Origin of the sequence: Butyricicoccus faecihominis (assembly GCF_014648015.1) — a bacterium.
Classification (GTDB): Bacteria; Bacillota; Clostridia; order Oscillospirales; family Butyricicoccaceae; genus Agathobaculum; species Agathobaculum butyriciproducens.
The window spans coordinates 164,594-190,015 of sequence record NZ_BMQH01000006.1; the positions used below are offsets into that span (position 1 = coordinate 164,594).

Below are 25,422 nucleotides of genomic sequence, written 5' to 3' on the forward strand. Positions count from 1 at the left end.
TTCCATCTTCAAAACCCAAATACATTTTTCATCATGGTGAACAGGCGGTCGATTTCCTGAACAATCAGCATCAAAACGACAATTAAACCCGCGAGTGTCGTCATCAGCGCCTGCTCCTCCCGGCCCGAGCGGGACAGGAGCTGTCCGAGCACCGCCACTAAAATTCCTACCGCCGCAATGCGGAAAATCAGATCAACATCCATCGTTTTCCTCCGCTTAGATCAGCACCAGAATCACCAGCAGACCGAGCGCAATGCCGCAGGTCCGGTACAGATTTCCCCGATTTGCCAAATCCTCCTGCGCCGCCTCCCGCGAGGCCGCCAGCCGCCGCTCCACCTGCGTAAGACCGGTCAGCTGCTCGTCCGCATCGTAGCGGCCTAAGTAGTTTGCGGCGTCGCACAGAATATCGCACTCCTGCGCGCCAAGTCCGACCTGTGCGCGGCAGTCCCGCAAGGTGCTGCGCCACAGGTATCCGAGCGACAGACCGTTCTGCTCCCGCAGGCGGCGCTGCAGCGTGCGAAAGACTTTGCGGATAATCGGCTGCTCGTTTTCCGCCAGCAGACCGACAATTTCCGGCATAGGTGTCCGTCTTCCGGAAATCTCGCTGCGGATAAGACCGAGCGCAAGCAGCATCGCGTCTGCCGCCGCCACTCTGCGCCGCAGATTTTGCCGCGCGGACAGTCCGAGCGCCGCACATGAGCCGAACACCATCACCGAACCGATCAGCTTTAACATTTCGTCTCCTCCCATCGTTCCATGCGGTAGACCCGCTGTCCGTCCCGTTTTTCGATAATAACCGCCTGATGAAATGCGCCGAGTGCGAGCAACTCACGGTAGATCGGCCGCTGCCGCAGATCATCCAGTCCGGCCGCGTGTGCACACGCAATCACTGCCGTTCCGCAGTGCGTGCAAAGCGATACCGCCTTTGCGTCCTCAGGCGCAGTAATTTCATCAAGAGCGAGCAGGGCAGGCGACATGGTTTTGAGCAGCATGACCGCCGCCTGCCATTTCGAGCAGCCTTCCATCACATCCGTGCAGCGCCCGACCGCAAGCTGCGGTACACCGTCCGCAAGAGCGGCAATCTCGCTGCGCTCGTCCGCAATCGCGGCAGTGAAACCACGGTCGGAGAAGTAGCGCACCCACTCTCTCAGCAAGGTCGTTTTGCCATATCCCGGCGGTGACAGGAGCAAGGCAGACTGCGGCTCGTCCGTTCCTATCCAGCGGGCAATCTGCGCCTGTAAATCCTCGGCTTGATGTGCAATGCGCAGGTTGATTGAACTCAGGCCGCGTACCCCGAGAACGCGGCCGTCCTCTTCGGCGGCTGTGCCGCAGATGCCCAGCCGATGCCCGCCGGATAACGTCAGAAAGCCGTGCCGCAGACTGTCTGTATAACTATGTACGGAATACTGTGCTGCGCGGCTGAGCATCTCGCGCAGCTCCGCCGATGTGACCGCCTCAAGCGGGAGCGGCCGCTCTCCGACGGCTGTTTTCGCCGCAGGCGGCTGTCCCGCGCGAAAGCGTAATTCCTCGATGTCCTCCGGCCTGTCCAGCCGCTCCATCTGCGCCCGCCGTATCGGCGGCAGGCACGAAATCGCCTGCCGGAAGGCCGCTTTTCGTTTGTCCATTTTCATCACCACTATAGACTATGCCGCAGATTACTAAAGTAGAAGAGTAACTTGAGAATTGAGGATGGAAAATGAATGTTGTGATTGACCATTATCCTTCATTGCCAATCTGTATTGCAGGGCAGGATGACCTCATCCCGCCCTGCGGTGGCTCATTGCGCATCCGCTTGACGTGCGGAAGGTCAGGGACTTGTCAGAATACATGAAAATTTATGTATTTTTTCATCGAACCATGTCAAATCAGTCATTGACAACTCGCCCGGCCAGCGATATAATAAACACAAATATTGCACAAAGCGATGACAGAGGAAAGTAATCGTTCCACGTGCGGCTTTCAGGGAGTGTCCGGCATGACTGGAAACGGACGCAGACGCCGGTACGATGAAGTTCCCTCCTGAGCTGCGGCGCTGAACCCTATCGAATTAGGCGCTGACGGATTTCCTCCGTTACAGGGATAGGATATATTTGTATCCGAAAAAGTGCGGCATTGTTATGCCGAATGTGGGTGGTACCGCGGAACCGTTTGTCTTTCGTCCCTCTTTGTGGATGAAGGGCTTTTTTATACCCATTCCGCCGTGACAGACAGCAAATACCACCTATATAAAGGAGATACACAACATGATCATCATTATGAAGCAGGGCACGACCCACGAACACGTTGAGGAGCTGTCCCAGCATATCGAGCGCTGGAACGTAAAGGCAAATCCGATCTACGGCGAGGGCACCATCGTTATCGGTCTGGTCGGCGACACCGGCGCTGTTGACAAGGACGCACTCATGCTTGACCCGCAGGTTGAGAACATCATCAAGGTGCAGGAGCCGTTCAAGCTGGCAAACCGCAAGTTCCATCCGGACAACTCTGTCGTTGAGATTGCACCGGGCGTTGTTGTCGGCGGCAAGAAGCTGGTCGTTATGGCAGGTCCGTGCTCTGTTGAAAGCGAGGAGCAGATCATCGACGTGGCGAAGCATGTGCAGGCAGACGGCGCTACCGTTCTCCGCGGCGGTGCGTGGAAGCCGCGTTCTTCCCCGTACTCCTTCCAGGGTCTGAAGGCTGAGGGTCTGGAGCTGCTGCACAAGGCGCATGAGGCAACCGGTCTGCCGGTTGTCACCGAGATCACCAATCCGGCGCACATTGACATCTTCATGGACAAGTGCGACTGCTTCCAGGTCGGCGCACGCAATATGCAGAACTTCGAGCTACTGAAAGAACTCGGCCAGACCCGCAAGCCGATCCTGCTCAAGCGCGGCTTCGCAAACACCATGGAGGAGTTCCTGATGAGCGCCGAGTACATCATGGCGGGCGGCAACGAGAACGTTATCCTCTGCGAGCGCGGCATCCGCACCTACGAGAAGTACACCCGCAACACGCTTGATATTTCCGCCGTTCCGGTGCTCAAGCGCATGAGCCATCTGCCGGTCGTCGTTGATCCGTCCCATGCAGGCGGCATTTACTGGATGGTCGAGCCGCTGGCAAAGGCTGCTGTTGCAGCCGGCGCAGACGGTCTGATGATCGAGGTTCACAACGATCCTGCACATGCTCTGTCCGACGGTGCACAGTCGCTGACCTACGATTCGTTCCACCACACCATGAACGCACTGCGCGCTGTTGCAGCGGCAGTTGACAGAGAAATCTGATACGCATTATAATGTAAGATAGCCGGAGGTCGGTGTTCCACCGACCTCCTTCGCAAATATAAAGGATAACGGCAATTACTAATTCCCCATTCCTAATTACTAATTCAACCAAAAGGGTGTTGTAAAAATGGCAGAAACGCTGAGTCTGACGGGCGCGAACGGCGTGTCCGAAATTCATATCGAAACCGGATTGCTGGACCATGCAGGCGCGGTAATCCTCGAAACCTTTTCGCCCAGCCGCGTGCATATTGTATCGGATTCAACGGTAGCGCCGCTGTATCTCGAGAAGCTGGAAAAGCAGTTCTCCCTGCCGGTGACGCACACGGTCATTCCCGCCGGTGAGGAGCACAAGCAGCTTTCCACGGTTGAAGGTATTTACCATGATCTGCTGACCGCCGGCATGACCCGCAAGGACCTCATCATCGCGCTCGGCGGCGGTGTTGTCGGCGACATCACCGGCTTTGCGGCGGCGACCTTCCTGCGCGGCGTATCGCTGTGTCAGATCCCGACCACGCTGCTCGCGCAGGTGGATTCCTCGGTTGGAGGCAAGACCGGCGTTGATCTGCCCGAGGGTAAAAACCTCGTCGGCGCGTTCTATCAGCCGCGGCTCGTCCTCATCGACCCGAACGTGCTCGCTTCCCTGCCGGACAGCACCTTTGCGGACGGCATGGCCGAGGTCGTCAAGTACGGCTACATTTCCAACCGGGAAATCCTGACGATGGTTTCTCGGTCGGACTACAAGACGAATATTGAAAATATCATTTACGAGTGCGTAAAGATCAAGCGCGATGTAGTTGCCATTGACGAGCACGACACCGGTCTGCGCATGATACTGAACTTTGGACACACCATCGGCCACGCAGCGGAGAAGCTGGGCAATTACACCGACCTCACCCACGGTCAGGCAGTGGCGATCGGCATGGTGGCAGCGATGCGGCTGTCCGCTCTGCTGGGCAACGAGGATTTGACAGCGCCGCTCATCGACCTGTTGAAGCACATCGGTCTGCCGACCGAGCTGGAATACGACCGCGAGTCCATCTTTAATGCTCTGCTGTCGGACAAAAAGAAATTCGGTGCAACGGTCAACTTTATCCTCGTGCGCGAAGCCGGTCGGGCGGAAATTACGCCGATCGATGCAGAAAAGCTGCACGAATACGTTCTGAAGCTGTAAGGAGGGAGCAGCATGGGTTCTACCTGGGGCAATGCAATTAAAATTTCCATTTTCGGTGAATCGCATGGCACGGGCATCGGCGTTGTGATAGACGGATTCCCGTCCGGTGTGGCATATGACGAGGCGTTTGTCCTGCGCGAGATGGAGCGCCGCGCACCGGGCCGCAACAAGCAATCCACCGCACGCAAGGAGCCGGACAGGCCGGAGGTGCAGTCCGGCATCTACAACGGCAAAACGACCGGCACGCCCATCTGTGCCGTCATCCGCAACACCAATCAGCGCTCGAACGACTACGCCGAGCTGGCGGCGCAGCCGCGTCCCGGTCACGCGGACTACACGGGTATGCTGCGCTACGATTCCTGCAACGACCCGCGAGGCGGCGGCCATTTCTCCGGCCGACTGACGGCTCCGCTGGTGTTTGCCGGTGCGCTGTGCAAGCTGTGGCTCAAGGAACAGGGCGTGACGGTCGGCGCGCACATCCAGTCCATCGCGCAGATTCAGGATATGCCGTTCGACGATGTGGAAGTTACCGCCGAGCAGCTGGATGCGCTGCGGAACGCCGAATACCCGGTGAACAATCCGCGTGCGCTCGAAGCCATGCTGGCCGCTATCGAGGAAGCGCGTGAGGAACAGGATTCGGTCGGCGGCGTCATCGAGTGCGCAGCCGTCGGCCTGCCGGCCGGTATCGGCAGCCCGATGCTCGACAGCGTGGAGAGCCGCCTGTCCTCTATCCTGTTCGGCGTGCCCGCCGTCAAGGGCGTGGAGTTCGGCGCAGGCTTTGCCTTCGCTGCGCTGCGCGGCTCACACGCAAACGACCCGTTTTATGAGGAAAACGGGGTTGTCAAGACCGAAACCAACAACAACGGCGGTATCCTTGGCGGCATTACGAGCGGCATGCCGCTCATTGTCCGCGCGTGCATCAAGCCTACGCCGTCCATCGGCATGGTGCAGGATACGCTCAATATCCGCACCGGCAAGGTCGAGCCGCTGTCCATCCACGGACGGCACGACCCGTGCATCGTCACCCGTGCCGCGCCGGTGGTCGAGGCCGCCTGCGCCGTTGCACTGGCAGATCTTCTGAGGGAGGCGAAGGGTTATCATGCGTGAACTTTCCGAAATCCGGCAGGACATCAACCGCGTTGACTCCGCTATCCGAGAGCTGTTTCTGCTCCGTATGTCGCTCGCGCTTGAGGTCGCCAAGACCAAGGCGCAGTCGGATGATAAAATCTACAAGCCCGACCGCGAGGCGGAAATCGTTGAGAAGCGCTCCGCCGGTATGGAGGAGGAGCTGCAGCTCAAGTATGTTTCCCTTCTGCAGAGCATGATCCGCGCGAGCCGTGAGTATCAGTACAGTGAGATTCTGCGTCAGACGCCGGAAAAGTTCCCGTTCTATCCCGCAGAAACGCTTGCAAAGCCGAAAACCGTGTTCTATCAGGGGGTTCCGGGTGCGTATCAGGAGCTGGCCGCGCGTGCGCTGTTCCCGAGCTGCGAACCGCAGAACGTACCCACCTGGGAGCAGGTTTTCCAGTCCGTCCGCGACGGCAAGGCCGATATCGGCGTTGTGCCGGTCGAGAACACAACCGCAGGCACGGTCAGCGAAGTCTATGACCTCCTGCTCGACTACGACCTGTACATCAACCGCTCGTACATCAAGAAAATCTCGCACTGTCTGGCGGCGGTGCCCGGCACAAAGCTCGAGGACGTCAAGCGCGTCTGCTCGCATCCCCATGCGCTGCCGCAGTGCCACAGCTTCATTTCCGAGCACGATCTGGAGGCCATCGAGGTGGCAAACACCGCCATTGCGGCCCAGAACGTGCAGAAAAAGGGCGACAAGAGCCTTGCTGCCATCTGCTCGCAGGAGGCGGCTGTGCGCTACGGTCTCGATATCCTCGCCGAGGGCATCAACGACATGCAGCACAACGAAACGCGCTTTATCGCGGTAAGCAAAACGCTGACCTGTCAGCCGGAGGACAACCGTATCGAGATCGCGTTCCACATCCCGAACGCGTCCGGTACGCTCATCACCGTGCTGGACACCATCGCGCACTACGGCATCGACATGACCGAAATCCACTCGCGTCCGCTCAAGGACAGCCCGTGGTGCTATGTGTTCTATGTCGATTTCACCGGCAACATGCGCGACCATGCGGTGCAGTCCCTGCTGTATCAGCTTCATGAGGAGCTTCCCTATATCAAAGTAATCGGCAGCTATTGCGTGCCTAACGAATAAAAGGAGTACAAACCCATGCAAATTCAACCCTGCGGCCCTTTGCGCGGTGAAATTACCGTGCCGGGCGACAAATCCATCTCGCACCGTGCCGTTATGCTCGGCGCACTTGCCAACGGCACCACCCACATCACCGGCTTTCTGATGGGTGAGGATTGCCTGTCCACCATTGACTGCTTCCGCAAGATGGGTGTCGAGATCAATATCACCGACGACGAGGTTATCGTGGAAGGCGTTGGTCTGCACGGTCTCGAAGCGCCGTCAGAAGCGCTGTACACCGGCAACTCCGGCACGACCACCCGCCTGCTGTGCGGCATTCTGGCCGGTCAGCCGTTCACCGTTACCATGAGCGGCGACCCGTCCATCCAGAAGCGCCCGATGGGCCGCGTGATGAAGCCGCTGCGTGAAATGGGCGCGTCCATCGAGGGCAAGAACGACAATTTCTGCCCGCTGACCCTGTTCCCGAGCGAGCTGCACGGTATTGAATACCGTCTGCCGGTAGCATCCGCTCAGCTGAAGAGCGCCATCCTGCTGGCAGGTCTGTACGCCGAGGGTCAGACGACCGTTATCGAGCCGGCTCCCTCCCGCGACCACACCGAGCGCATGTTCCGCGCACTCGGCGTTGAGATCGAAACCAGCGGCAGCACCATCACGCTCGACCCGCCGGAGGACCTCCATGCGGTCGATATTGCCGTCCCGGGCGATATTTCGTCCGCGGCGTTCTTCCTCGTTGCCGGTGCGATCATTCCGGGCAGTGAGCTGACGATTAAAAACGTAGGCGTCAATCCGACCCGCACGGGCGTTCTGGACGTTCTGCGCGATATGGGCGCGGACATCACCGAGTCGAACTTCCGCGATGAGGCTGAGCCGGTGTGCGACCTGACCGTCAAATACAGCAAGCTGCACGGCGTAGAAATCGGCGGCGCTATCATCCCGCGCCTGATCGACGAGCTGCCGGTTATCGCGGTAGCCGCTGCATTCGCTGAGGGCGAGACCGTTATCCGCGACGCGCAGGAGCTCAAGGTCAAGGAGTCCAACCGCATTGCCGCTATGGTCACCGAGCTGACCAAGGCAGGCGTGGACGTTGAGGAGACCGACGACGGCATGATCGTTCACGGCGGTGCCAAACCGCACGGCGCATCCTTCGAGACCTATAAGGACCACCGCATTGCGATGAGCCTTGCCGTGCTCGGTCTGGCAGCCGAGGGCGCAAGCCGCATTGACAAGCCGGAGGTCGTTGCCATCTCCTACCCCGATTTCTTCAACACCCTCGAACGTCTGGGGGACTGAGTTATGCTGCTTTCCATGGACGAATTTCGCGCTTTCGAGCCGAAAAAGACCACCTATGCCCTGTTTGGCTGGCCGCTCGGCCACACGATGAGCCCGGAGCTGCACGCGCAGCTGTTCGAGGCCTCCGGTCAGGACGCGGACTACATCGGCGTTGCCGTGCCGCCCGAGGATTTACCGGAAGCGTTCGAGCTGGCCAAGCGCAAGCTCGGCGGCATCAACTGCACGATTCCGCACAAAAAGGCTGTCATCCCCCTGCTCGATGAGATTGACACCGCTGCCCGCGACCTGCACTCGGTCAACACAGTCCGCTTTGCGGACGGCAAGGCGACCGGCTTCAACACGGATATCCTCGGCTTTGCGGAGTCGCTGAACCGTGATGGCGTATCGCTCCAGGGTAAAAAGGTGCTGCTGCTCGGCTACGGCGGCGCGGCTTCCGTGATGGCATACCACTGCGTGACGCAGGGCGCGTACCTAATCATCACGGGACGCAACCTCGAGAAGGCCGAAGCGCTGCAGAAGCAGCTGACCGATGCCGTTCCGGGTGCACGCATTTCCGTGTTCAGCCGCCGACACATTCCGCGCGATATTCATATCGTGCTCAATTCCACGCCGGTGGGCATGTACCCAAAGGAAAACGCGGCTCCGCTGCATTATCTGCCGCACAAGACCGAGTATGTGTTCGATGCAATCTACAATCCTCCGGTGACCTCGACCATGAAGCTCGCCAATCCGCGCAAGACCAAAACACGCGACGGACTGTTCATGCTGGTCATGCAGGCGGCGCATGCGCAGACCATCTGGACCGGCGTGACCTTCAAGCCGCAGGCATGCGAAACCATTCTGCGCCGCACCTACGGTAAAATGGCGGTCAAGCGTCTGCACGAGAAGCATGGCAAGAAAAATCTGGTGCTGTGCGGCTTTATGGGCAGCGGCAAGACCACCATCGGCCGTAAGCTGGCGCGTCTGACCGGACTGGAATTTATTGACGCGGACATCTACCTTGAGGCGAAGGAAGGCAAGAAAATCTCCGAGATTTTCGCTGAAAAGGGCGAAGCCTATTTCCGCGACCGCGAGACCGCGTACATTAAAGAGCTGGCGCAGAGAGACGGCATCGTACTTGCGCTCGGCGGCGGCTCTGTCCTCCGTCCGGAGAATGTGGCGGCTGTCAAGGAGACCGGCCTGCTCATCTTGCTCGACACACCGTTCTACCGCATTATGAAGAACCTTTCCTATTCCACAAATCGCCCGCTGCTCAATAAGCCGGACAAGCAGGCGGAAACACACCGCCTGTACAATGCGCGCAAGGCGCTCTACCATCGAGTGGCCGATATCGCGGTGCGCAGTCCCAAGCTGTCCGAGGTTCTGGAAAAAGTAGTAAAAAACGTGTAAGGTACTGGACAAATCCACCAGATGCGTTTACAATTAGGGACATACTGAAAAGTATGTCCCTTTTTTCACACCCGCAATAAAAGGAGGAACTCAAAGGATTATGAGAACATCAGTCAAACGTCCCTATCGCTTGATTGCAGCCGCGCTTGCCGCTCTGCAGCTATGCGCAGGCGCTGCCGGAGCCGTTTTCGACAACAGCTTCAGCTACACCTACTCCCTCGGCAGCGGTCTGCAGTACAGTCGCACCGAGGGCAAAAACAGTGCCGGTCTGCAACGCGCGAACGTGCTGACATACTCGCCGAACACCGGTGTAACGCCCATCATGGTCTACGCCGATGAGCAGCTGTACGGCAGCAAGGCCACCATCACAAATGCGGTGAAATATCTGCAGAACCAGGGAAAAACCGTGCTTGGCGGCATGAATGCAGACTTTTTCGTTATGTCTACCGGCATTCCGATCGGTCTGGTCATCGACAGCGGCGAGCTCATTTCGTCCGATGCCTGGCAGTATGCGGTCGGCTTCAAGCAGGACGGCACAGCTGTCCTCGGCCGCCCGACTATGGGCATCCGCGTGAGCGGCAAGAGCGGCACGGTCAACGTATCTTACTTCAACAAGACGCGCACGACGGCTGGCGCGTACCTGCTCGATCACAACTACGATGACTCGACGCACTTTGCAGCCAAGGGCACGAGCATTATCCTCGAGCGCGTGGATGATACACCGGTCAAGGTCAACGGCTCGGTCAAGCTCAAAGTCGTGAATAAGGGCACGGGCAGCAGTCCCATTACGATCACCAAAAACCAGATGGTGCTTACCAAGTCGGACGGCGCAAATGTGCCCTCATGGGTGGATTTCGAGGTTGGCGAGGAAGTCACGCTGTCCATCGCAGCGAACGACAGCAGCTGGAGCGACGTGCAGTATGCGGTCGGCGGCAAGCTGCTGATGGACAACAGCACGATTACGACCGACGGCATCGACGCAGGCTCGACCCGCAGAGCACGCAGCGCAGTCGGCGTGAAGGCGGACGGCACGGTTGTTCTGTACGAAATCGACGGCAACCAGTCCTCGTACAGCATCGGCCTGACGGCGGCAGAACTCGGTCAGGAGCTGAAGGAGCTTGGCTGTGTCCGCGCCATCTGTCTGGATGGCGGCGGCTCCTCCGCAATGGCGGTCCGCAATCCCGGCGAGAGCACCGCAGCTTTGATCTCCCAGCCGTCGGACGGCTCGCAGCGCGCGTGCGCCAACTACATTTTCTTTGTCAACAACATCGCGTCGGACGGCGTGACGGCTCATGCTGTGCTCACGCCCAGCCACCGCTATGTGCTCCCGGGCGGAAGTACCTGGTTCTCGGTCAAGTGTGTAGATGCGTCTTACGCCTCGGCGGACGCACCGACCGACCTCAGCTACACGGTGAATGATGAGCTGGGCACGGTCTCCGGCCAGACGTTCACCGCGGGCAGCAAGTCCAGTCGCGCGACCATTACCGGCTCAAACGGCACGGTTTCCGGCTCGATGAACGTGTGCATCACCACCGGTGTGGACTCGATCGCACTACAGAGCGGCGGCAAAGCGCTCAGCTCTATCTCGGTCAAGCCGAACCAGACCGTCAACGTGGATGCGCTCGCGTACCACCTCGGTCATATAATGGGAGCTGCGGATTCCTGCTTCAAGTGGAGCGTGTCCGGCGATGTCGGTGCGGTCAACGCAGATGGCGTGTTCACTGCGGGCAGCCGGATGGCCTCCGGCACGCTCACCTGCTCGTATGGCAGCGTAAGCAAGTCCATTTCGGTCAATGTCGGCATGGGCGACGCGCAGAGCGCTCATACCGTTGCGGATTTTGAAAGCGGTCTGAACAATCTGACCGCATCGGACGGCGTGACGCTCTCGCGGGTGACGGATTACACCTCGGTGGCGCGCGGCACCGGTTCGCTCCAGGCGATGTGGAACGGCACCGGTACGGACGGCTTTACGATTTCCGTTCCGGCGGCCGATGCTTCGAGCATGAAGCACCTGACACTGTGGGCGCACAGCAGGAACACGGCAGGCACGCTCACGGCGGTGTTTGCCGACGCGGAAGGCAATGAGCTGACCGCTCCCCTGTCCGCTGCAACCGGCAACAGCTGGAAACAGCTGACGGCAGGCGTGCCGGACGGCGCACAGCAGTTCACCGGCCTGCGGTTTGACAAATCCGGCGCAGGATCCGGCGGCTCGGCGCTGTACCTCGACCAGATCGTACTGAGCGCAGATCATGCTGTAACGAATACGGATGCGCCGTCGGTCAAGCTGAATACGACCTCGGCAACGGTCAGCATCGGCACAAATGCTGCGCTTTCCGGCACTGCCACCATGGAAAACGGCAAATATCCGGTCCGCGCAAGCAATATTTCGGTCAAGGTGGACGGCAAAGCCGTTTCCGGTGCAGCTGTGATGAGCGGCTCGACCATGACCATTACAACCGGCACGCTGTCTGCCGGTACGCATACCGTGACTGCCGACGTGTCCGATGATGCAGGCAACCGCACGCGCGTTTGTGCGACCGTAGCCGCCGGTTCGGCATCCAACGTGTTCGCGGACACCGCGTCGCACTGGGCGAACGGCTATGCTTCCCTGCTGAGCACACGCGGCATCATGAAGGGCGAAACCGCGAACGGCAGCACCTATTTCCGCCCGAACCGCAACCTGACCCGTCAGGAGTTCGCGGTGACGATGGCGCGTCTGCTGAATCTGGATACCTCCAGCACCTCCGGCACGCTCGGCTTCGCCGATGAGGACAGTATTCCGAGCTGGGCGCGCGGCGCAGTTGCCGCAGTTTCGCGTGCGAACATTATGAACGGCTCGAGCAGCAATGGTAAGCTATACTTCAACCCGCAGGCCACCATGACGCGTACTGAGGTTATGACGGTCATCGGCCGCTGCCTGCCGCGCGGCTATGCGGCGGTCAGCCTGAATTACACGGACGCGTCCGTAATTCCATCGTGGGCGACCGAGCAAGTCAAGACCTGCGTTTCCGCCGGTGTCATCGGCGGTTACTCGGATGGTACCATCCGACCGAACGGCAATATCACCCGCGGTGAGATTGCGAAAATTCTGGCTCTGTTCTGATAGCTGTCGCGAAACCGCAGTTTTACAACAAAAACACCCGTCAAGAAGAATCTTGACGGGTGTTCAGTCTGTCAAAAAAGCAGCATTTCGACTCTCGTACTTCGTGCGGCAGCACGCATAAAATAGAATTTGCGGAGCAAATTCATAAATTCCGAGAGCATGGTCCAGACCACCCTCTCTTGCCGCTATGCGGCAATTCACCTTGTGTATCTCGGAATTTATACAAGGGAAGAAAAAATGTGCCTGCAAGGCGCGGTTTTTCTTCGGAATTCGATCGAAAGCGTGGTTTCGATCGAGAGGCTGCTCGAAAAACGTTAGTTTTTCGACAGCCTCAACACCCGTCAAGAAGCATCTTGACGGGTGTTTTCTTATGCCTTTTCAGCTTTCTTCGGAACCAGCAAGCCAATCAACAGACCGACCGCAGCCGGTATCAGCCAGCCGAAGCCGAGTGCGTTCAGTGGCAGTGCCCGCAGCAGCGGCGACACGACCGGAATCGGGAATGCCGCGGCAATGCTCTGCACCGCAGTAAAGGCAATGCAGAGGCGGTAAACCGCACCGTGTTTCTCCGGCTTCGGGAGGAACGACAGCGCGATCAGCACGATAGCGACCGGATAAATCGCGTTCAGCACCGGCGTGGACAGACGGATAATACCCGCCAGACCGATATTCGAAATAATCATGCTGGCCGCAGCAAAAAACGCCGCAATGGCCGGATACGGAATACGCGGCAGCAGCTCATGGAAATACTGACCGACGCAGGCAATCAGGCCGACACAGGTATTGAAGCATGCAATGACGAAAATTGCGGCAAGCAGCACCTGCCCGACCGGGCCAAACAGACCGCTGGCAATATTGCTCAGCGTATCCGCGCCAGTCGAGCCGCCCGGCCATGCCGCGCCGGACAGTGCGCCAACGTGCGTCAGCATCGCGTAAATCAGAAGCAGCATTGCGCCTGCAATCCAGCCTGCACGGATGGTGCTGCGGCGCACCTGCTGTTCGTCCTCGATACCGTAATCCCGAATATTCAGCGCGATAACCGCGCCGAAATTGAGTGCCGCCAGCGTATCCATTGTCTGGTAGCCATCCAGAATGCCCGTCAGGCTCGGCAGCGAAGCGTAGTCTGCGGTCGGCACGCCGTAATGCTCTGCCACCGGATGAAACAGGCAGCCGAAAAACAGCACGAAAATCAGTACGATCAGCGTCGGACATAGAATGCGTCCGAGCCAGCTTGTCAGCTTTTCCGGGTGCAGTGCAACGAAAAACGCTGCCGCAAAGAACACAATAGAGTAAATCAGCTGCCGCATTGCATCTCCGCCTACGAGCGGCGTGAGCATTTGGAACGACGTACTCGCCGTGCGCGGGATGGCCAGACACGGACCAATCGACAGGTAAACCAGCAGCGCGAATACTTGCGCAAATCGCGGATGCACACGCCCGGCCAGCTCGGACAGTCCGCCTGCACGCGCGACCGCAATCACGCCAATAACCGGCAGACCGATCGCGCTGACCGCAAAGCCGACAAAGGCCAGCCACGCGACAGTGCCCGCCTGTGCACCGAGATACGGCGGAAAAATCAGGTTTCCGGCGCCGAAAAACATAGAAAACAGCGTAAAACCTACCAGAAGCAGGCTTCTTCGGTTTAACTTTTGCATAGCAGTTCTCCTCTTCCTTATGAATAGTGAAAGCGCCATCATCGCGGAACAATGGCGCTTGGGTTTGCATCCGGGTCAGATGCGTTTGCTCATTTTTTCGCTGTATTCTGCGCGGTAAGCCTCGAATGTGCCGTTATCGAGTGCGTCGCGGATTTCCTGCATGAGGTGGTTGTAGAACCACAGATTGTGCATAACGAGCAGCCGCTGAGACAGCATTTCACCGCTCTTGAGCAGGTGGCGCAGATAAGCGCGGCTGAACCGCTGACAGGTCGGGCACTGACAGCCTTCTTCAATCGGGCGGTCATCGGTCTGGTACTTGGCATTCATAATGTTCAGGATGCCGTTATGCGTGAACAGATGACCGTGGCGCGCGTTGCGGGTCGGCATAACGCAGTCGAAGAAATCAATGCCGCGAGCGACACCTTCAATAATGTTGCTCGGTGTGCCGACACCCATCAGGTAGCGCGGCTTATGCTCAGGCGCATGCGGCAGAACAACATCGAGAATATGGTACATGACCTCGGTGCTTTCACCGACGGCAAGACCGCCGATGGCATAACCCGGCAGATCCAGCTCCGCAATCGCTTCCATGTGCTCGATACGCAGGTCATCATAAGTGCCGCCCTGATTGATACCGAACAGCAGCTGGTGCGGGTTTACCGTATCCGGAAGCGTGTTCAGACGGTCAAGCTCGGTTTTACAGCGTTTGAGCCAGCGCGTGGTACGGTCAATGGAGTTTTTTACATACTCACGCGGCGCGGGGTTCTCGATACACTCGTCGAACGCCATCGCAATGTCCGAGCCGAGGTTGGACTGGATGCGCATGCTCTCCTCCGGTCCCATGAAAATCTTGCGGCCGTCAACGTGCGAGTGGAAGGTTACGCCTTCCTCCTTGATTTTGCGCAGGGTCGCCAGCGAAAACACCTGAAATCCGCCGGAGTCGGTCAGCATCGGACCGTCCCAACGCATGAATTTGTGCAGACCGCCCATCTGCTTGACGATCTGGTCGCCCGGACGGACGTGCAGATGATAGGTGTTGGACAGCTCAATCTGGCAGCCAAGTTCCTTGAGATCGAACGCGTCAACCGCACCCTTGATGGCACCCGCTGTGCCGACATTCTGGAATACCGGTGTCTGTACCACGCCATGTGCCGTGCAGAACTCGCCGCGACGGGCGCGGCCCTCGGTTTTGATTAGGTTAAATTTTCCGATTTCCATAATTCCCTCTTATCCTGTTTTTATTAGTACAAAAGCATCGAATCACCGAACGAGAAGAAACGATATTCTTCCTTAATGGCTTCCTGATACGCATTCATGACCATTTCTCGTGTCGCAAATGCCGAAATCAGCATCATCAGCGTGCTCTCCGGCAGATGGAAGTTGGTCACGAGATGATCGACTGCCTTGAATTTATAGCCCGGATAGATGAAAATATCCGTCCAGCCGGACTGTGCGCGCACAGTGCCGTCGTCAGCTGCGATGGTCTCCAGCGTGCGGCTGGCTGTTGTGCCGACCGCCCAGATTTTACCGCCAGCAGCACGGGTGTCGTTGATGATCCCCGCGGTCTCTTCATCCATGATATAATACTCGGAGTGCATGATGTGGTCGGTGATCTCATCCTCCTTGACCGGGCGGAACGTACCCAGACCGACATGCAGCGTCACGAACGCCAGTTTTACTCCCTTGGCTTTCAGCGCGTCAAGCAGCTCGGTCGTGAAGTGCAGGCCGGCGGTCGGTGCGGCTGCAGAGCCCGGTGTTTTGGAGTAAACCGTCTGGTAGCGTTCGGGATCATCCAGCTTTTCCTTGATATACGGCGGCAGCGGCATGGTGCCGAGCTTGTCGAGGATTTCCAGGAAAATGCCCTCATAGTGGAAACGGATCAGGCGGTTGCCGTCCGGCTGAACCGCCTCAACGGTTGCGGTCAGCAGACCGTCACCGAAGGTCAGCTCTACGCCGGTGCGGGTCTTTTTACCCGGACGCGTCAGGCATTCCCACAGGCCGTCGCCCTTGTCGGTCAGCAGCAGCACCTCGATTGGCGTAACATGGCCAACAGCGTGGCCCATCAGCCGCGCCGGAATGACGCGGGAATTGTTGAACACCATGCAGTCGCCTGGCTGAACATACTCCAGCAGATCGCGGAAATGGCGGTGTGTCACCGAGCCGTCCCTGCGGTCGAGCACCATCAAACGGGACGCGTCGCGCTGCTCCAGCGGATGCTGGGCAATCAGGCGTTCGGGCAAGTCAAAATAAAAATCGCTTTTCTTCATCACAAAGGCAAGGACGCTTTTAAGGCAACACCGCCCAATTAAAGCTGCGGCGCTTTGCGGAAATTTTTCGCTCTGATTGCGTTGCGATTTTTTGCAATACGAAAGTATTGCTGCAAAACCGCGCCTTATCAGAGCACAAAATTTGCTCGCAAATCGCTCTTGTCTAATTATGCGGTATTGCCTTAAGACAATATCGCCTAAGCGCCCCTGCCGTTTTTCCTCCCTTGCGTGTTGATTTTACAGATTACTCGGCAATCTCAATGCCGGTAAAGTAGAATTTCAGAATCTGGTCATAGGTGAAGCCCTTCTGCGCCATTGCGTAAGCGCCCCACTGACTCATGCCGACGCTGTGTCCCCAGCCGGAGCCGCTGAACGTATAACTGGTCGGATTGGTAACGGTCGGCGTGGTATTCGAGCCGATATTGCCCGAATTACCGCTGTTTGTGTCCTCGTCATCGCCGGAATAGTCGCTTGTGGTTTTGACGAGCACGGTGTTATCCTCAAAATCAACGTCGAAGCCGATCGCCTTGCCTATATCGCGCAGCTTGTAGTAGTTGTTGCCGTTGATGATGTAGCCGTCCAGTGTGATCTCCTCGCCGTCGAGCACAATCGTCGAGGTGGATTTGCCGATTTTCTCCACCGCCGTGGACGAATCCGCAAGCTCACCGCCAACGGTCTCATACGCCGTGCCGGAGGTCAGGAGAATGCGTTCATTCTCCTTATCCCAACGGACGTTGAACTGGCCTTTGGTGCCGCTCAGCAGATATGCAATATCGCGCAGCTTGAAATAATTGTTGCCATACTGCGTGCCGTTTACAATGTAATATCCCTGCGGAGATACGGTTTTGCCGTTGACCTTGACGTTATGCGTCGAAGCCTTGACCTGCAGACTTGTCTTGTTGCCCGAGCCGCCGACCGGCGTGATCGTGTAGCGAATGCTCTTGAGACCGAACACTGTGCGGACGCTGCTCTTGGAAATCGTAACAGACTTGCCGCTCGTATCCGTCACCGTCACTTCGTTTACGTTATCGGTTGCGGTGCGCTTGGTGACCTGCACATTTGCCACCTTGCCGATGGAATAGCCTGCGGCATTCACCTTCTGCTGAATCTCATCGGCGGTGAGCGTCACCGTCCATCTGTCCTTGCTCGGGTCCTCATACGGGTCAGCCTTGCCCTTGAGGTACGCGTAATCGCCGCCCCAGACGTTCGCTGCGTCCTCGGTTGCGCCGCCGTCCGACGAATAAAAGTAACCGATGACCGAGCTGCCGTTGTACGACAGCGTTTCACCCTTGGTCGCATCTACTGCTGCATCAGAGGCCTCGGTTGCACGGTTGGCGCCCAGATACACCTGACAGTTCGTGGTGTTGCACAGCTCGTAATCACTGCCGTGCTTGTGTGTGCCCAGTGCGAACGAACGAGCACAGACTGCCTGCGCCTTCTGTGCTTCGGCAGGCCAGTCCGGGTCGATCTCGTACGGCAGAACACCCTTCACATAATCCTCCACACCCACATAGTTTATAACAGTGATGCTGCCGTTCGATGCGCGGCGGTACACAAAATCACCGTGCCACTTGTAGCCCTTGAACCACGTCAGCGCGCTGTTCGGACGGATGGCGATATGGTCTGCACCCGCTGCGGACGTATACAGCACCGAGCCGCTGTCGGTATCGCTGACCTGAAAGGCATCGTTCACCAGCTTGACGGTCAGCGCACTGCTCGTGATCGACTTGCTGCCGGAAAACGCGGTGCCGCTGACGGTGCCGACCGTGTAGCCGGTTTTGCAGCCGCTAACGTTCTCGAGTTGCGGTGCCGCAAAGGCGGAAGCGCCGCTGATTGTCAGACCGACACGCAGGCGTGTATCGCTGTTTGCTGCATGTGCCGGAACAGCACCGATGCAGGTGACCGTCATCACAGCGCAAAGCAGCATGGATAACAGCTTTTTCATTTTATCAACTCCTGTTTTATTTTTTATCCTTGTTTCGCCTTGTTCTTATTGACAAACTCAAGGGTATATTCTAAAATAAAAAACGAAAGTATCCATACAGATAGAGGTGCGGTTTTCATCAGTACCGGTTGGAAGGGTCCGCAGACCCGATAATCACCCGGGAAAGGGACCTCCGCCGAAGCCGGTGCTTGTTGCGGAAAGACCGTGCTGGACGCCGTCGGAAAATATCCCAGCGTCTGTCATCAGCGGAAACGCCGGTGGAGAGCTATTCTGTTTAGAGGTTTGCGGTTTGTTCCGCTCCTTCTATTATAGTATAGATCATACCGGTTTTTCAACCGGTATTTTTCTTTTGAGGTAACTCCACACGATTTGTCTGCGGCACTTTGCGAAAAATTGCTCTTGCCGAATCATCCGAAGTCACCTCTGAATGTTCTTTCTGTATGTTTTTCATCACATAATTTCTTTGTTAGAATACCTTTTGGAAGGATTTGATAAACATGAAGCAGTACAAAGTAGGCATTGTCGGCGCGACCGGTATGGTAGGTCAGCGCTTCACCCTGCTGCTGGAAAACCACCCGTGGTTCGATGTCGTAGCACTCGCTGCATCCGGCCGAAACAAGGGCAAGACCTATGCCGAGGCTTGCGAGGGCCGCTGGAAGATGACCGTTCCGATGCCCGACAAGTACAAGGACATGGTAATGTATGATGCAACTGCTGATGCAGAGGAGATCGCCTCCAAGGTTGATTTCATCTTCTGCGCGGTAGATATGAAGAAGGATGAGATCCGCGCCCTTGAGGAGAAGTACGCAAAGCTCGAGTGCCCGGTTTGCTCCAACAACTCCGCTCACCGCGGTACCCCGGATGTTCCGATGATCATTCCGGAGATCAACGCTGACCATGCCGAGATCATTCCGGCACAGCGCAAGCGCCTGGGCACCAAGCGCGGCTTTATCGCCGTTAAGTCCAACTGCTCGATCCAGTCCTACGTTCCGGCGCTGTCCGCTCTGATGGACTTTGAGCCGACCGAGGTTTCCGTCTGCACCTATCAGGCGATCTCCGGTGCCGGCAAGACCTTCGAGACCTGGCCCGAGATGGTAGACAACGTTATTCCGTACATCGGCGGCGAGGAAGAGAAGAGCGAGAAGGAGCCGATGAAGATCTGGGGCCACATCGAGGGCGACCACATCGAGTCTGCGACCACTCCGGTTATCTCCGCACAGTGCCTGCGCGTTGCATGCTCTGACGGCCACATGGCTGCCGCTTCGGTCAAGTTTAAGAACAAGCCGAGCAAGGAAGTTATGATCGAGCGCTGGAACAACTTCAAGGGCCGCGCACAGGAACTGAACCTGCCGTCCGCTCCGGAGCACTACCTTACTTACTTTGAAGAGGATAACCGTCCGCAGACCAAGCTGGACCGCAACCTTGAGAATGGTATGGGTGTTTCCATCGGCCGTCTGCGTGAAGATACCATCTTTGATTACAAGTTTGTCAGCCTGTCGCACAACACTCTGCGCGGCGCAGCAGGCGGCGCTGTTCTGATGGCAGAGCTGCTTTGCGCCGAGGGCTACATGGACCGTTAAGGAGGTCACCGTTTTATTATGAAGAAGCCTGTTTTTACCGGTGCTGCGGTTGCTATTATCACGCCGTTCAAGTCCACCGGTGAGGTCGATTACGAGGAATTCGGCAAGATTATCGACCACCAGATTGCACATGGCACGGATGCCATCGTTGTCTGCGGCACCACCGGTGAGGCATCTGCCCTGCACGATAAGGAGCATCGCGAAGCCATTGCCTGGTGCTGTGAGTATGTCAATCACCGTGTACCGGTCGTTGCCGGCACGGGTTCCAACGACACCGCATACGCCATTGAGCTGACCAAGTTTGCCGCTGAATGCGGCGCAGATGCCGGTCTGTCGGTTACGCCGTACTATAACAAGACTACGCAGCGCGGTCTGATCGCACACTACACCGCAATCGCAGACTGCTGCGATCTGCCTGTCATTCTGTACAACGTACCGAGCCGCACCGGTGTATGCTTTACCGCCGATACCCTGTATGAGCTGTCCAAGCATCCGAACATCAATGGTCTCAAGGCCGCATCCGGCAATTTCAGCCTGCTGGCTGAGGCCATGGCTAAGTGCGGTGACAACCTGAATGTCTGGTCCGGCAACGACGACCAGATCGTTCCGCTGATGTCTCTCGGCGGCAAGGGCGTTATCTCGGTGCTGTCCAACGTAGCACCGCAGGTTGCACACGACATTACTCAGCTGTGCTTTGACAACCGTTATCCGGAAGCTGCTAAGCTGCAGCTGCAGTATCACGATCTGATCGATGCACTGTTCTGCGAAGTCAACCCGATTCCGGTCAAGAAGGCTATGGAGCTGCTCGGCTGGAAGGTCGGCGGTCTGCGTCTGCCGCTGGTTGAGCCGAGCGAGGAGCACATCGCGTACATCAAGCGCGAGCTGGAAAACGCCGGCTGCAAGATCTAAAGGAGCTATAAAAAGATGTTGAAAATTGCACTTTCCGGCTGCTGCGGCCGTATGGGCCATGTCATCAACGACATTGTCAGCGGCAGAGAAGGTATGGAGATCGTTGCGGGATTTGATATCAATACGGTGCAGTATGCAGATTTCCCGATTTTTGCCGATCCGTTTGAGTTTACCGGCGAATGCGATGTAATCATCGACTTCTCCAACGCCGCTTCTACCGAGCGCCTGCTCGATTACTGCGAGCAGCACGGCACGCCGGTCGTTATCTGCACCACGGGTCACTCTGCGGCGCAGCTGGACCGTATTCGTGCGGCTTCTGCAAAAATCGCAGTATTCCGTTCGGGCAACATGTCGCTCGGCATCAACCTGATGAGCGAGCTGCTCAAGCAGTCCGCCGCTGTTCTGGGCGACAAGTACGACGTGGAGATCATCGAGAAGCACCACAACCAGAAGCTGGATGCTCCTTCGGGCACGGCTCTCATGCTGGCTGACGCAGTTGCGAGCGCACTCCCCTATGACGCGGAGTACGTTTACGACCGTCACGAGCGCCGCGAAAAGCGTCCGGCACACGAGATCGGTATCTCCGCCATCCGCGGCGGCACCATCGTCGGTGAACACAGCGTGCTGTTCTGCGGCCGCGATGAGATCATCGAGATTAAGCACACCGCCCTGTCCCGCGAGGTTTTCGCGGTCGGTGCGGTTGATGCAGCCGCTTTCATGGCCGAGCGCACCCAGCCGGGCATGTACGACATGGGCGATGTTATCGCATCCCACAAGTAAAACAAAAGGGATTCTGTTTTCGGCAGAATCCCTTTTTTATACAAAAATCGCTCTCGAAAGTTCGAGAGCGGTTTATTTTTATTCTACGCGGAGCTTTTCTACTTCGGCTTCGTCCGGCGTGACATACGCGGTCTGGTACACATGGTAGATGACCATGCCCGGCTTCGCGCCCGCAGGCTTTTTCACCTGGCGAACCGGCGTGTAGTCCACCGGCACCAGAGAAGACGAGCGTCCGCGCGAATGATACGCCGCGATCATAGCGGCCTCGGTCATTGCCTCATCAGTCGGCTCCCTGCCATCCGTCACGAGGATAACGTGTGAGCCGTGAATCTTCTGCGTGTGGAACCAGATATCGCTCTTGAACGCGGTTTTGAGTGTCAAGAGATCGTTCTGCAGGTTGTTTTTTCCCGCGAACACGTCAAATCCGTCGCTCGTACGGTAATGGAACGGCTTGGCCTGCGCCGGCTTGCCGCGCAGCTTCTTGTTGCGCGTCTGCTTGGCAGAGAGCACACCGGACTGCGTGAGCTCCTCGCGCAGCTGTGCAAGATCACGCTCGTTTTCGGCTTCGCTGAGAGCAGCGAGGACACTTTCCAGATAATCCAGCTCGGCTGTGCCCTGCTCGATCTGCTGTGTGAGCACTTCCTCAGCGGTCTTGGCCTTGTTGTACAGCTTGAAATACTTTTGTGCGTTCTGCTGCGGCGTCAGCCGCACATCTAACGTAATTTCAACCTCTGGACAGCTTTCAGCGTAGTAATCGACCACTTTCGCCTTGTTCATGCCCTTTTCCAGCTGATACAGGTTCGCGGTGATGAGTTCACCGGTGCGCTTGTACTGCTCACGGTTGTGCGTAGCCGCGAGTTCCTTTTTCTGCGCCGCCAGCTTGCGGGCCACGCGGTCACGCGCGTTTGTGACAGTCTTGTGCAGATCACCGGTGCGGCGCTGCATACGCTCAACCTTGCCCTTTTTCTCAAAGAAGGCTGCAAGCAGCGCGCTGAAGCTGTCTGCCTGCGTGACATTCATCAGACCCTCATACTGCGTCACCGGCAGAAAGGTGAAGTCGAACACCGCACCGTCCTCGACCTTGGTCAGCAGGAAAGGCTTGGCTCGGTCATCCTCGACATACGACATGAAATCGTCGTACACCTTGCCGAGCTGCTGACGGTTCTCGTCCGTCATGCGTGCGATCGGCTTGGCTGCGTCACCGGTCGCGCGGAAGGACAGCTCGCGGCAGAGCAGCGGCGAAAAACCCAGAAGCTGACTGAGCAGCCAACGGTCGAGCGTCTGCCCTTCCTCGGCCTGCGATACGGCGGCGGCAAGTCCCGTGCCGGAAACCGTGAATGGGTCGTGCTTGTCCTGTGCGGGCGGCATGCGGTAAAACAGACCGGGCAGAACCTGTCGCTTGCCGGACAGGTCGCCGTCTACGCGGCGCAGAGCGTCAATAATGCGGTTGTCCTCGCCGCACAGGATGACGTTGGAGTGCTTGCCCATCAGCTCGCAGATGAGGTGCTTTTTGCAGGGCACACCCATTTCATCCGTCGTATCCAGTTCAATGGTGAGCATACGCTCGACCGCCGGCTGGCTCACTGCCGCAATCTTTGCGCCCTGCACATGCTTGCGCAGCAGCATGCAGAACATCGGCGGCGCCGCCGGATTCTCTCGAGCCGCGTCAATAAAATGCACGCGCGGCGCACCTGCCGCGATCGACAGCAACAGTCGGCGCGGACCGCCCTGACCGCCGCGTGTCTGCAGCACGATTTCATCGCGGTCCGGCTGATAGACCTTCTCTACACGACAGCCTGCCAGTACGTTATTGAGTTCATTTGTCACTGCCCGCAGGCAGATCGCATCTAATGGCATATCAATTCTTCCTTAAACAAATTGGATACAGTCCGCGTGCCGCTCGGAAACCTCGGTGAGCACCTGCGGGAATGCGGCTGTGATTTTATCGGCGAACACGGCCGCAACCGGATTTTCGGTCGGGAAGTGTCCTGCATCCACCAGAGACAGACCGATGGCCTGCGCACGCTGCATGAGATCGTAGCTGCAGTCGCCGATGACGAACGCCTGTGCGCCGCCTGCAGCGGCATAGTCCATCAGCTTGCCGCAGGCACCGCCGCCGACCGCTACGCGCGTGATCGGCTTGCCGCCGTCACAGAAGCGCACACCGCCCGCACGCAGGCATTCCTTGACATAGAGTGCAAATTCGCGCGGCTGCATTTCGCGCGGCAGATCGCCCACACGACCGAGCATGCCGTTCTCGCCGGCCTCCATGCTCACCACATTGGTGAGGAACAGCGCGGATGCGAGCGCGTCATTGACACCGCCCTCCGCACAGTCTGCGTTAGTATGCATGCAGATAATAGAAATATCGTGCTTGATTGCGTAACGCAGCACTCGGCCGGTCGTATCGTCCGATGTCACACGGCTGACCGAAGTGAAGATCGCCGGATGGTGTGCAACAACAAGCTGCGCACCACGCTCAGCCGCTTCCTGCACGACCGTTTCTGTCACATCGAGCGCACAAAGCACGCTCGTGACCTCCTGCACACGATCGCCGCACAGCAGGCCGACATTGTCCCAGCTTTCCGCCAGCTCGTAGGGAGCAAGACCCTCCATAAATGTCAAAATATCCTGAACTGTCGTCATTTCAGTTCCTCCCTTGCAGATTGGATGCACTGCACCAGCGCACGCTGGTACGCGAGACGCTTGTTCTCCGATGTACCCTGTTCCATGCCGTCCAGTGCCTTTTTCTCCCGCAGATAGAGCTGCTCAAGGTAATCGGCAGCGCCTTCTGCACGCAGCAAGGCCGGAGAAACCGCACATTCGCTCAGCGGTATTTCCCGCTTCGGTGCACCGCCGCGTACGCTGAGAACGACGTAACGCCGTCTGTCCTCGCGGCACAGCGTTTCATGCTCGATGGCGTAGCCGTGCGCGTACAGCCACCGGCGCAGCTCGGCAATCATGGTCATCGGTTGGAGCAGCAGCAGGTGGTCACCTTGGGCGGTCCACGGTGCGGCAGTCAAAATCTCTGAGATGGTCTGGCCGCCCATGCCTGCGATCGTTACGGTGTCGCATTCCTCCGCCCGCACGGCCTCCAGTCCCGGCGCAAGCCGCAGAGACAGGGATACGTTATGCTCTTTCGCATTGCGCTCCGCATGTGCCAGCGGTCCTGAACGGATATCCGAGCCGATAGCCGATGCAATATGCCCATCCAGCAGCAGTGAGATCGGCAGCTTGCCGTGATCCGTTCCGATATCCGCCAATCGAGCATTTTGCGGCACCAGAGCCGCCATACAGGCCAGCCGCGGTGTTAAAATCATACTTTCCATGTAAAACTCCAAAAAAACAGAGCCGGCAAACAATGCCAGCTCTAATTTTCTTACTCACTCGACTTATTCGCCCAGAAAAGCGTTGAGCTTGGCAACCAGTTCATCTGCATTGGTGCCGTGTACCATGCAGGCCTCCTCGATGCTCTCGCCCTGAGATGCCGGGCAGCCGAGGCAGTGCATGCCGATTTCCATAAAGAAACGAGCGGTCTCGATGTTCATATTCAGAACCTCACCAATGGTGGACTTCTTCGTAATAGCAGCCATGATAGTAACCTCCTGTTGCTTTTTGTTTGTTTATAGTATACCGCAAAAATCCGTACTATTCAAGTAGTAAATAGTATTCCCTGTGAAATCGGTCGGAAAACTGCGTAAAGCAGACAAATCATGTATTCACCGAGAAGTTCCCGCTGTGCGAATCATCTCCGGCTGCTGCGGAACTGCTTCATCCGGATTTTCGAGCAATGGCTGCATGAGGCTCCGGAGCACGCAAATCCGATGATACCCATACAAAAACAGAGCG

The 25,422-nt window shown here is 57.6% G+C and carries 21 protein-coding genes, 1 riboswitch and 1 other annotated feature; of the genes, 10 read left to right on the top strand and 11 right to left on the bottom strand.

Annotation, left to right across the window (positions count from 1 at the left end):
* Positions 1–8: 8 nt before the first annotated feature.
* Genes spoIIIAC through IEY11_RS07630 form a run of 3 tightly spaced genes read right to left on the bottom strand, consistent with a single transcriptional unit; the run spans position 9 to position 1,625 of the window.
* Positions 9–203 carry a stage III sporulation protein AC gene (gene spoIIIAC / locus IEY11_RS07620; RefSeq protein WP_110436696.1) on the bottom strand — a complete coding sequence of 65 codons (195 nt, stop codon included), beginning with the start codon at positions 201–203 and terminating at the stop codon, positions 9–11.
* Positions 204–216: 13 nt separating this feature from the next.
* Positions 217–735 (bottom strand): stage III sporulation protein AB, encoded by a 519-nt coding sequence (locus tag IEY11_RS07625; RefSeq protein ID WP_158580295.1) that lies wholly within the window; start codon positions 733–735, stop codon positions 217–219.
* The gene (locus IEY11_RS07630) at positions 729–1,625 is read right to left on the bottom strand and encodes a stage III sporulation protein AB (RefSeq protein WP_188886229.1); all 897 of its coding nucleotides are present in this window, start codon (positions 1,623–1,625) and stop codon (positions 729–731) included. Before IEY11_RS07630 ends, IEY11_RS07625 begins: the two co-directional genes overlap by 7 nt.
* 290 nt (positions 1,626–1,915) lie before the next feature.
* Positions 1,916–2,166, top strand: a binding site (T-box leader).
* A 77-nt stretch (positions 2,167–2,243) separates the two neighbouring features.
* Between IEY11_RS07630 and aroF the strand changes: the two genes are divergently transcribed.
* The 7 genes from aroF to IEY11_RS07665 all read left to right on the top strand — a co-directional run bounded on the left by aroF (position 2,244) and on the right by IEY11_RS07665 (position 12,440).
* The gene (gene aroF / locus IEY11_RS07635; RefSeq protein ID WP_161273846.1) at positions 2,244–3,260 is read left to right on the top strand and encodes a 3-deoxy-7-phosphoheptulonate synthase; all 1,017 of its coding nucleotides are present in this window, start codon (positions 2,244–2,246) and stop codon (positions 3,258–3,260) included.
* A 127-nt stretch (positions 3,261–3,387) separates the two neighbouring features.
* Positions 3,388–4,431, top strand: coding sequence for a 3-dehydroquinate synthase (gene aroB / locus IEY11_RS07640; protein WP_188886230.1), 1,044 nt, complete (start codon positions 3,388–3,390; stop codon positions 4,429–4,431).
* Positions 4,432–4,443: 12 nt separating this feature from the next.
* Positions 4,444–5,538, top strand: coding sequence for a chorismate synthase (gene aroC, locus IEY11_RS07645; protein ID WP_188886231.1), 1,095 nt, complete (start codon positions 4,444–4,446; stop codon positions 5,536–5,538).
* Positions 5,531–6,661, top strand: coding sequence for a prephenate dehydratase (gene pheA, locus IEY11_RS07650; protein WP_118729791.1), 1,131 nt, complete (start codon positions 5,531–5,533; stop codon positions 6,659–6,661). The genes aroC and pheA overlap by 8 nt, the downstream gene beginning before the upstream one ends.
* A gap of 15 nt (positions 6,662–6,676) precedes the next feature.
* Positions 6,677–7,948, top strand: coding sequence for a 3-phosphoshikimate 1-carboxyvinyltransferase (gene aroA / locus IEY11_RS07655; protein WP_118729790.1), 1,272 nt, complete (start codon positions 6,677–6,679; stop codon positions 7,946–7,948).
* 3 nt (positions 7,949–7,951) lie between these two features.
* Positions 7,952–9,337 (top strand): shikimate kinase, encoded by a 1,386-nt coding sequence (locus IEY11_RS07660; RefSeq protein WP_188886232.1) that lies wholly within the window; start codon positions 7,952–7,954, stop codon positions 9,335–9,337.
* A 100-nt stretch (positions 9,338–9,437) separates the two neighbouring features.
* Positions 9,438–12,440: a phosphodiester glycosidase family protein gene (locus tag IEY11_RS07665; protein WP_188886233.1), complete on the top strand. Its 3,003-nt coding sequence runs from the start codon at positions 9,438–9,440 to the stop codon at positions 12,438–12,440.
* 368 nt (positions 12,441–12,808) lie between these two features.
* On the opposite strand, the gene brnQ is transcribed toward IEY11_RS07665, so the two are convergent.
* The 4 genes from brnQ to IEY11_RS07685 form a co-directional block, all read right to left on the bottom strand.
* Positions 12,809–14,092 carry a branched-chain amino acid transport system II carrier protein gene (brnQ, locus tag IEY11_RS07670; protein WP_188886234.1) on the bottom strand — a complete coding sequence of 428 codons (1,284 nt, stop codon included), beginning with the start codon at positions 14,090–14,092 and terminating at the stop codon, positions 12,809–12,811.
* A gap of 75 nt (positions 14,093–14,167) precedes the next feature.
* A complete protein-coding gene (gene tgt / locus IEY11_RS07675) occupies positions 14,168–15,310 on the bottom strand; it encodes a tRNA guanosine(34) transglycosylase Tgt (RefSeq protein WP_118761531.1) in 1,143 nt (380 codons plus the stop codon).
* 23 nt (positions 15,311–15,333) lie between these two features.
* On the bottom strand, positions 15,334–16,359 hold the full coding sequence (gene queA, locus IEY11_RS07680; protein WP_161273941.1) for a tRNA preQ1(34) S-adenosylmethionine ribosyltransferase-isomerase QueA: 1,026 nt from the start codon (positions 16,357–16,359) through the stop codon (positions 15,334–15,336).
* A gap of 244 nt (positions 16,360–16,603) precedes the next feature.
* The gene (locus IEY11_RS07685) at positions 16,604–18,304 is read right to left on the bottom strand and encodes a SpoIID/LytB domain-containing protein (protein WP_188886235.1); all 1,701 of its coding nucleotides are present in this window, start codon (positions 18,302–18,304) and stop codon (positions 16,604–16,606) included.
* Between the two features lie 93 nt (positions 18,305–18,397).
* Positions 18,398–18,580: riboswitch (Lysine riboswitch) on the top strand.
* Between the two features lie 221 nt (positions 18,581–18,801).
* On the opposite strand from IEY11_RS07685, the gene asd reads away from it, so the two are divergent.
* The 3 genes from asd to dapB are packed head-to-tail and all read left to right on the top strand — an operon-like array spanning position 18,802 to position 21,573.
* Positions 18,802–19,884 (top strand): aspartate-semialdehyde dehydrogenase, encoded by a 1,083-nt coding sequence (gene asd, locus IEY11_RS07690; protein ID WP_117490632.1) that lies wholly within the window; start codon positions 18,802–18,804, stop codon positions 19,882–19,884.
* 18 nt (positions 19,885–19,902) lie between these two features.
* On the top strand, positions 19,903–20,793 hold the full coding sequence (gene dapA, locus IEY11_RS07695; RefSeq protein WP_117750875.1) for a 4-hydroxy-tetrahydrodipicolinate synthase: 891 nt from the start codon (positions 19,903–19,905) through the stop codon (positions 20,791–20,793).
* Positions 20,794–20,808: 15 nt separating this feature from the next.
* Positions 20,809–21,573 carry a 4-hydroxy-tetrahydrodipicolinate reductase gene (gene dapB / locus IEY11_RS07700; RefSeq protein ID WP_188886236.1) on the top strand — a complete coding sequence of 255 codons (765 nt, stop codon included), beginning with the start codon at positions 20,809–20,811 and terminating at the stop codon, positions 21,571–21,573.
* A gap of 78 nt (positions 21,574–21,651) precedes the next feature.
* On the opposite strand, the gene IEY11_RS07705 is transcribed toward dapB, so the two are convergent.
* The 4 genes from IEY11_RS07705 to IEY11_RS07720 all read right to left on the bottom strand — a co-directional run bounded on the left by IEY11_RS07705 (position 21,652) and on the right by IEY11_RS07720 (position 25,166).
* Complete coding sequence (locus IEY11_RS07705; RefSeq protein ID WP_188886237.1) at positions 21,652–23,430, bottom strand: Rqc2 family fibronectin-binding protein; 1,779 nt, start codon at positions 23,428–23,430, stop codon at positions 21,652–21,654.
* Positions 23,431–23,442: 12 nt separating this feature from the next.
* Entirely contained in the window at positions 23,443–24,219 is a 777-nt protein-coding gene (locus IEY11_RS07710; RefSeq protein ID WP_188886238.1) for a Nif3-like dinuclear metal center hexameric protein, read from the bottom strand.
* A complete protein-coding gene (locus tag IEY11_RS07715; protein ID WP_188886239.1) occupies positions 24,216–24,902 on the bottom strand; it encodes a tRNA (adenine(22)-N(1))-methyltransferase in 687 nt (228 codons plus the stop codon). Before IEY11_RS07715 ends, IEY11_RS07710 begins: the two co-directional genes overlap by 4 nt.
* Before the next feature lie 63 nt (positions 24,903–24,965).
* The gene (locus IEY11_RS07720) at positions 24,966–25,166 is read right to left on the bottom strand and encodes a DUF1858 domain-containing protein (RefSeq protein WP_110436676.1); all 201 of its coding nucleotides are present in this window, start codon (positions 25,164–25,166) and stop codon (positions 24,966–24,968) included.
* Positions 25,167–25,422: the final 256 nt, after the last annotated feature.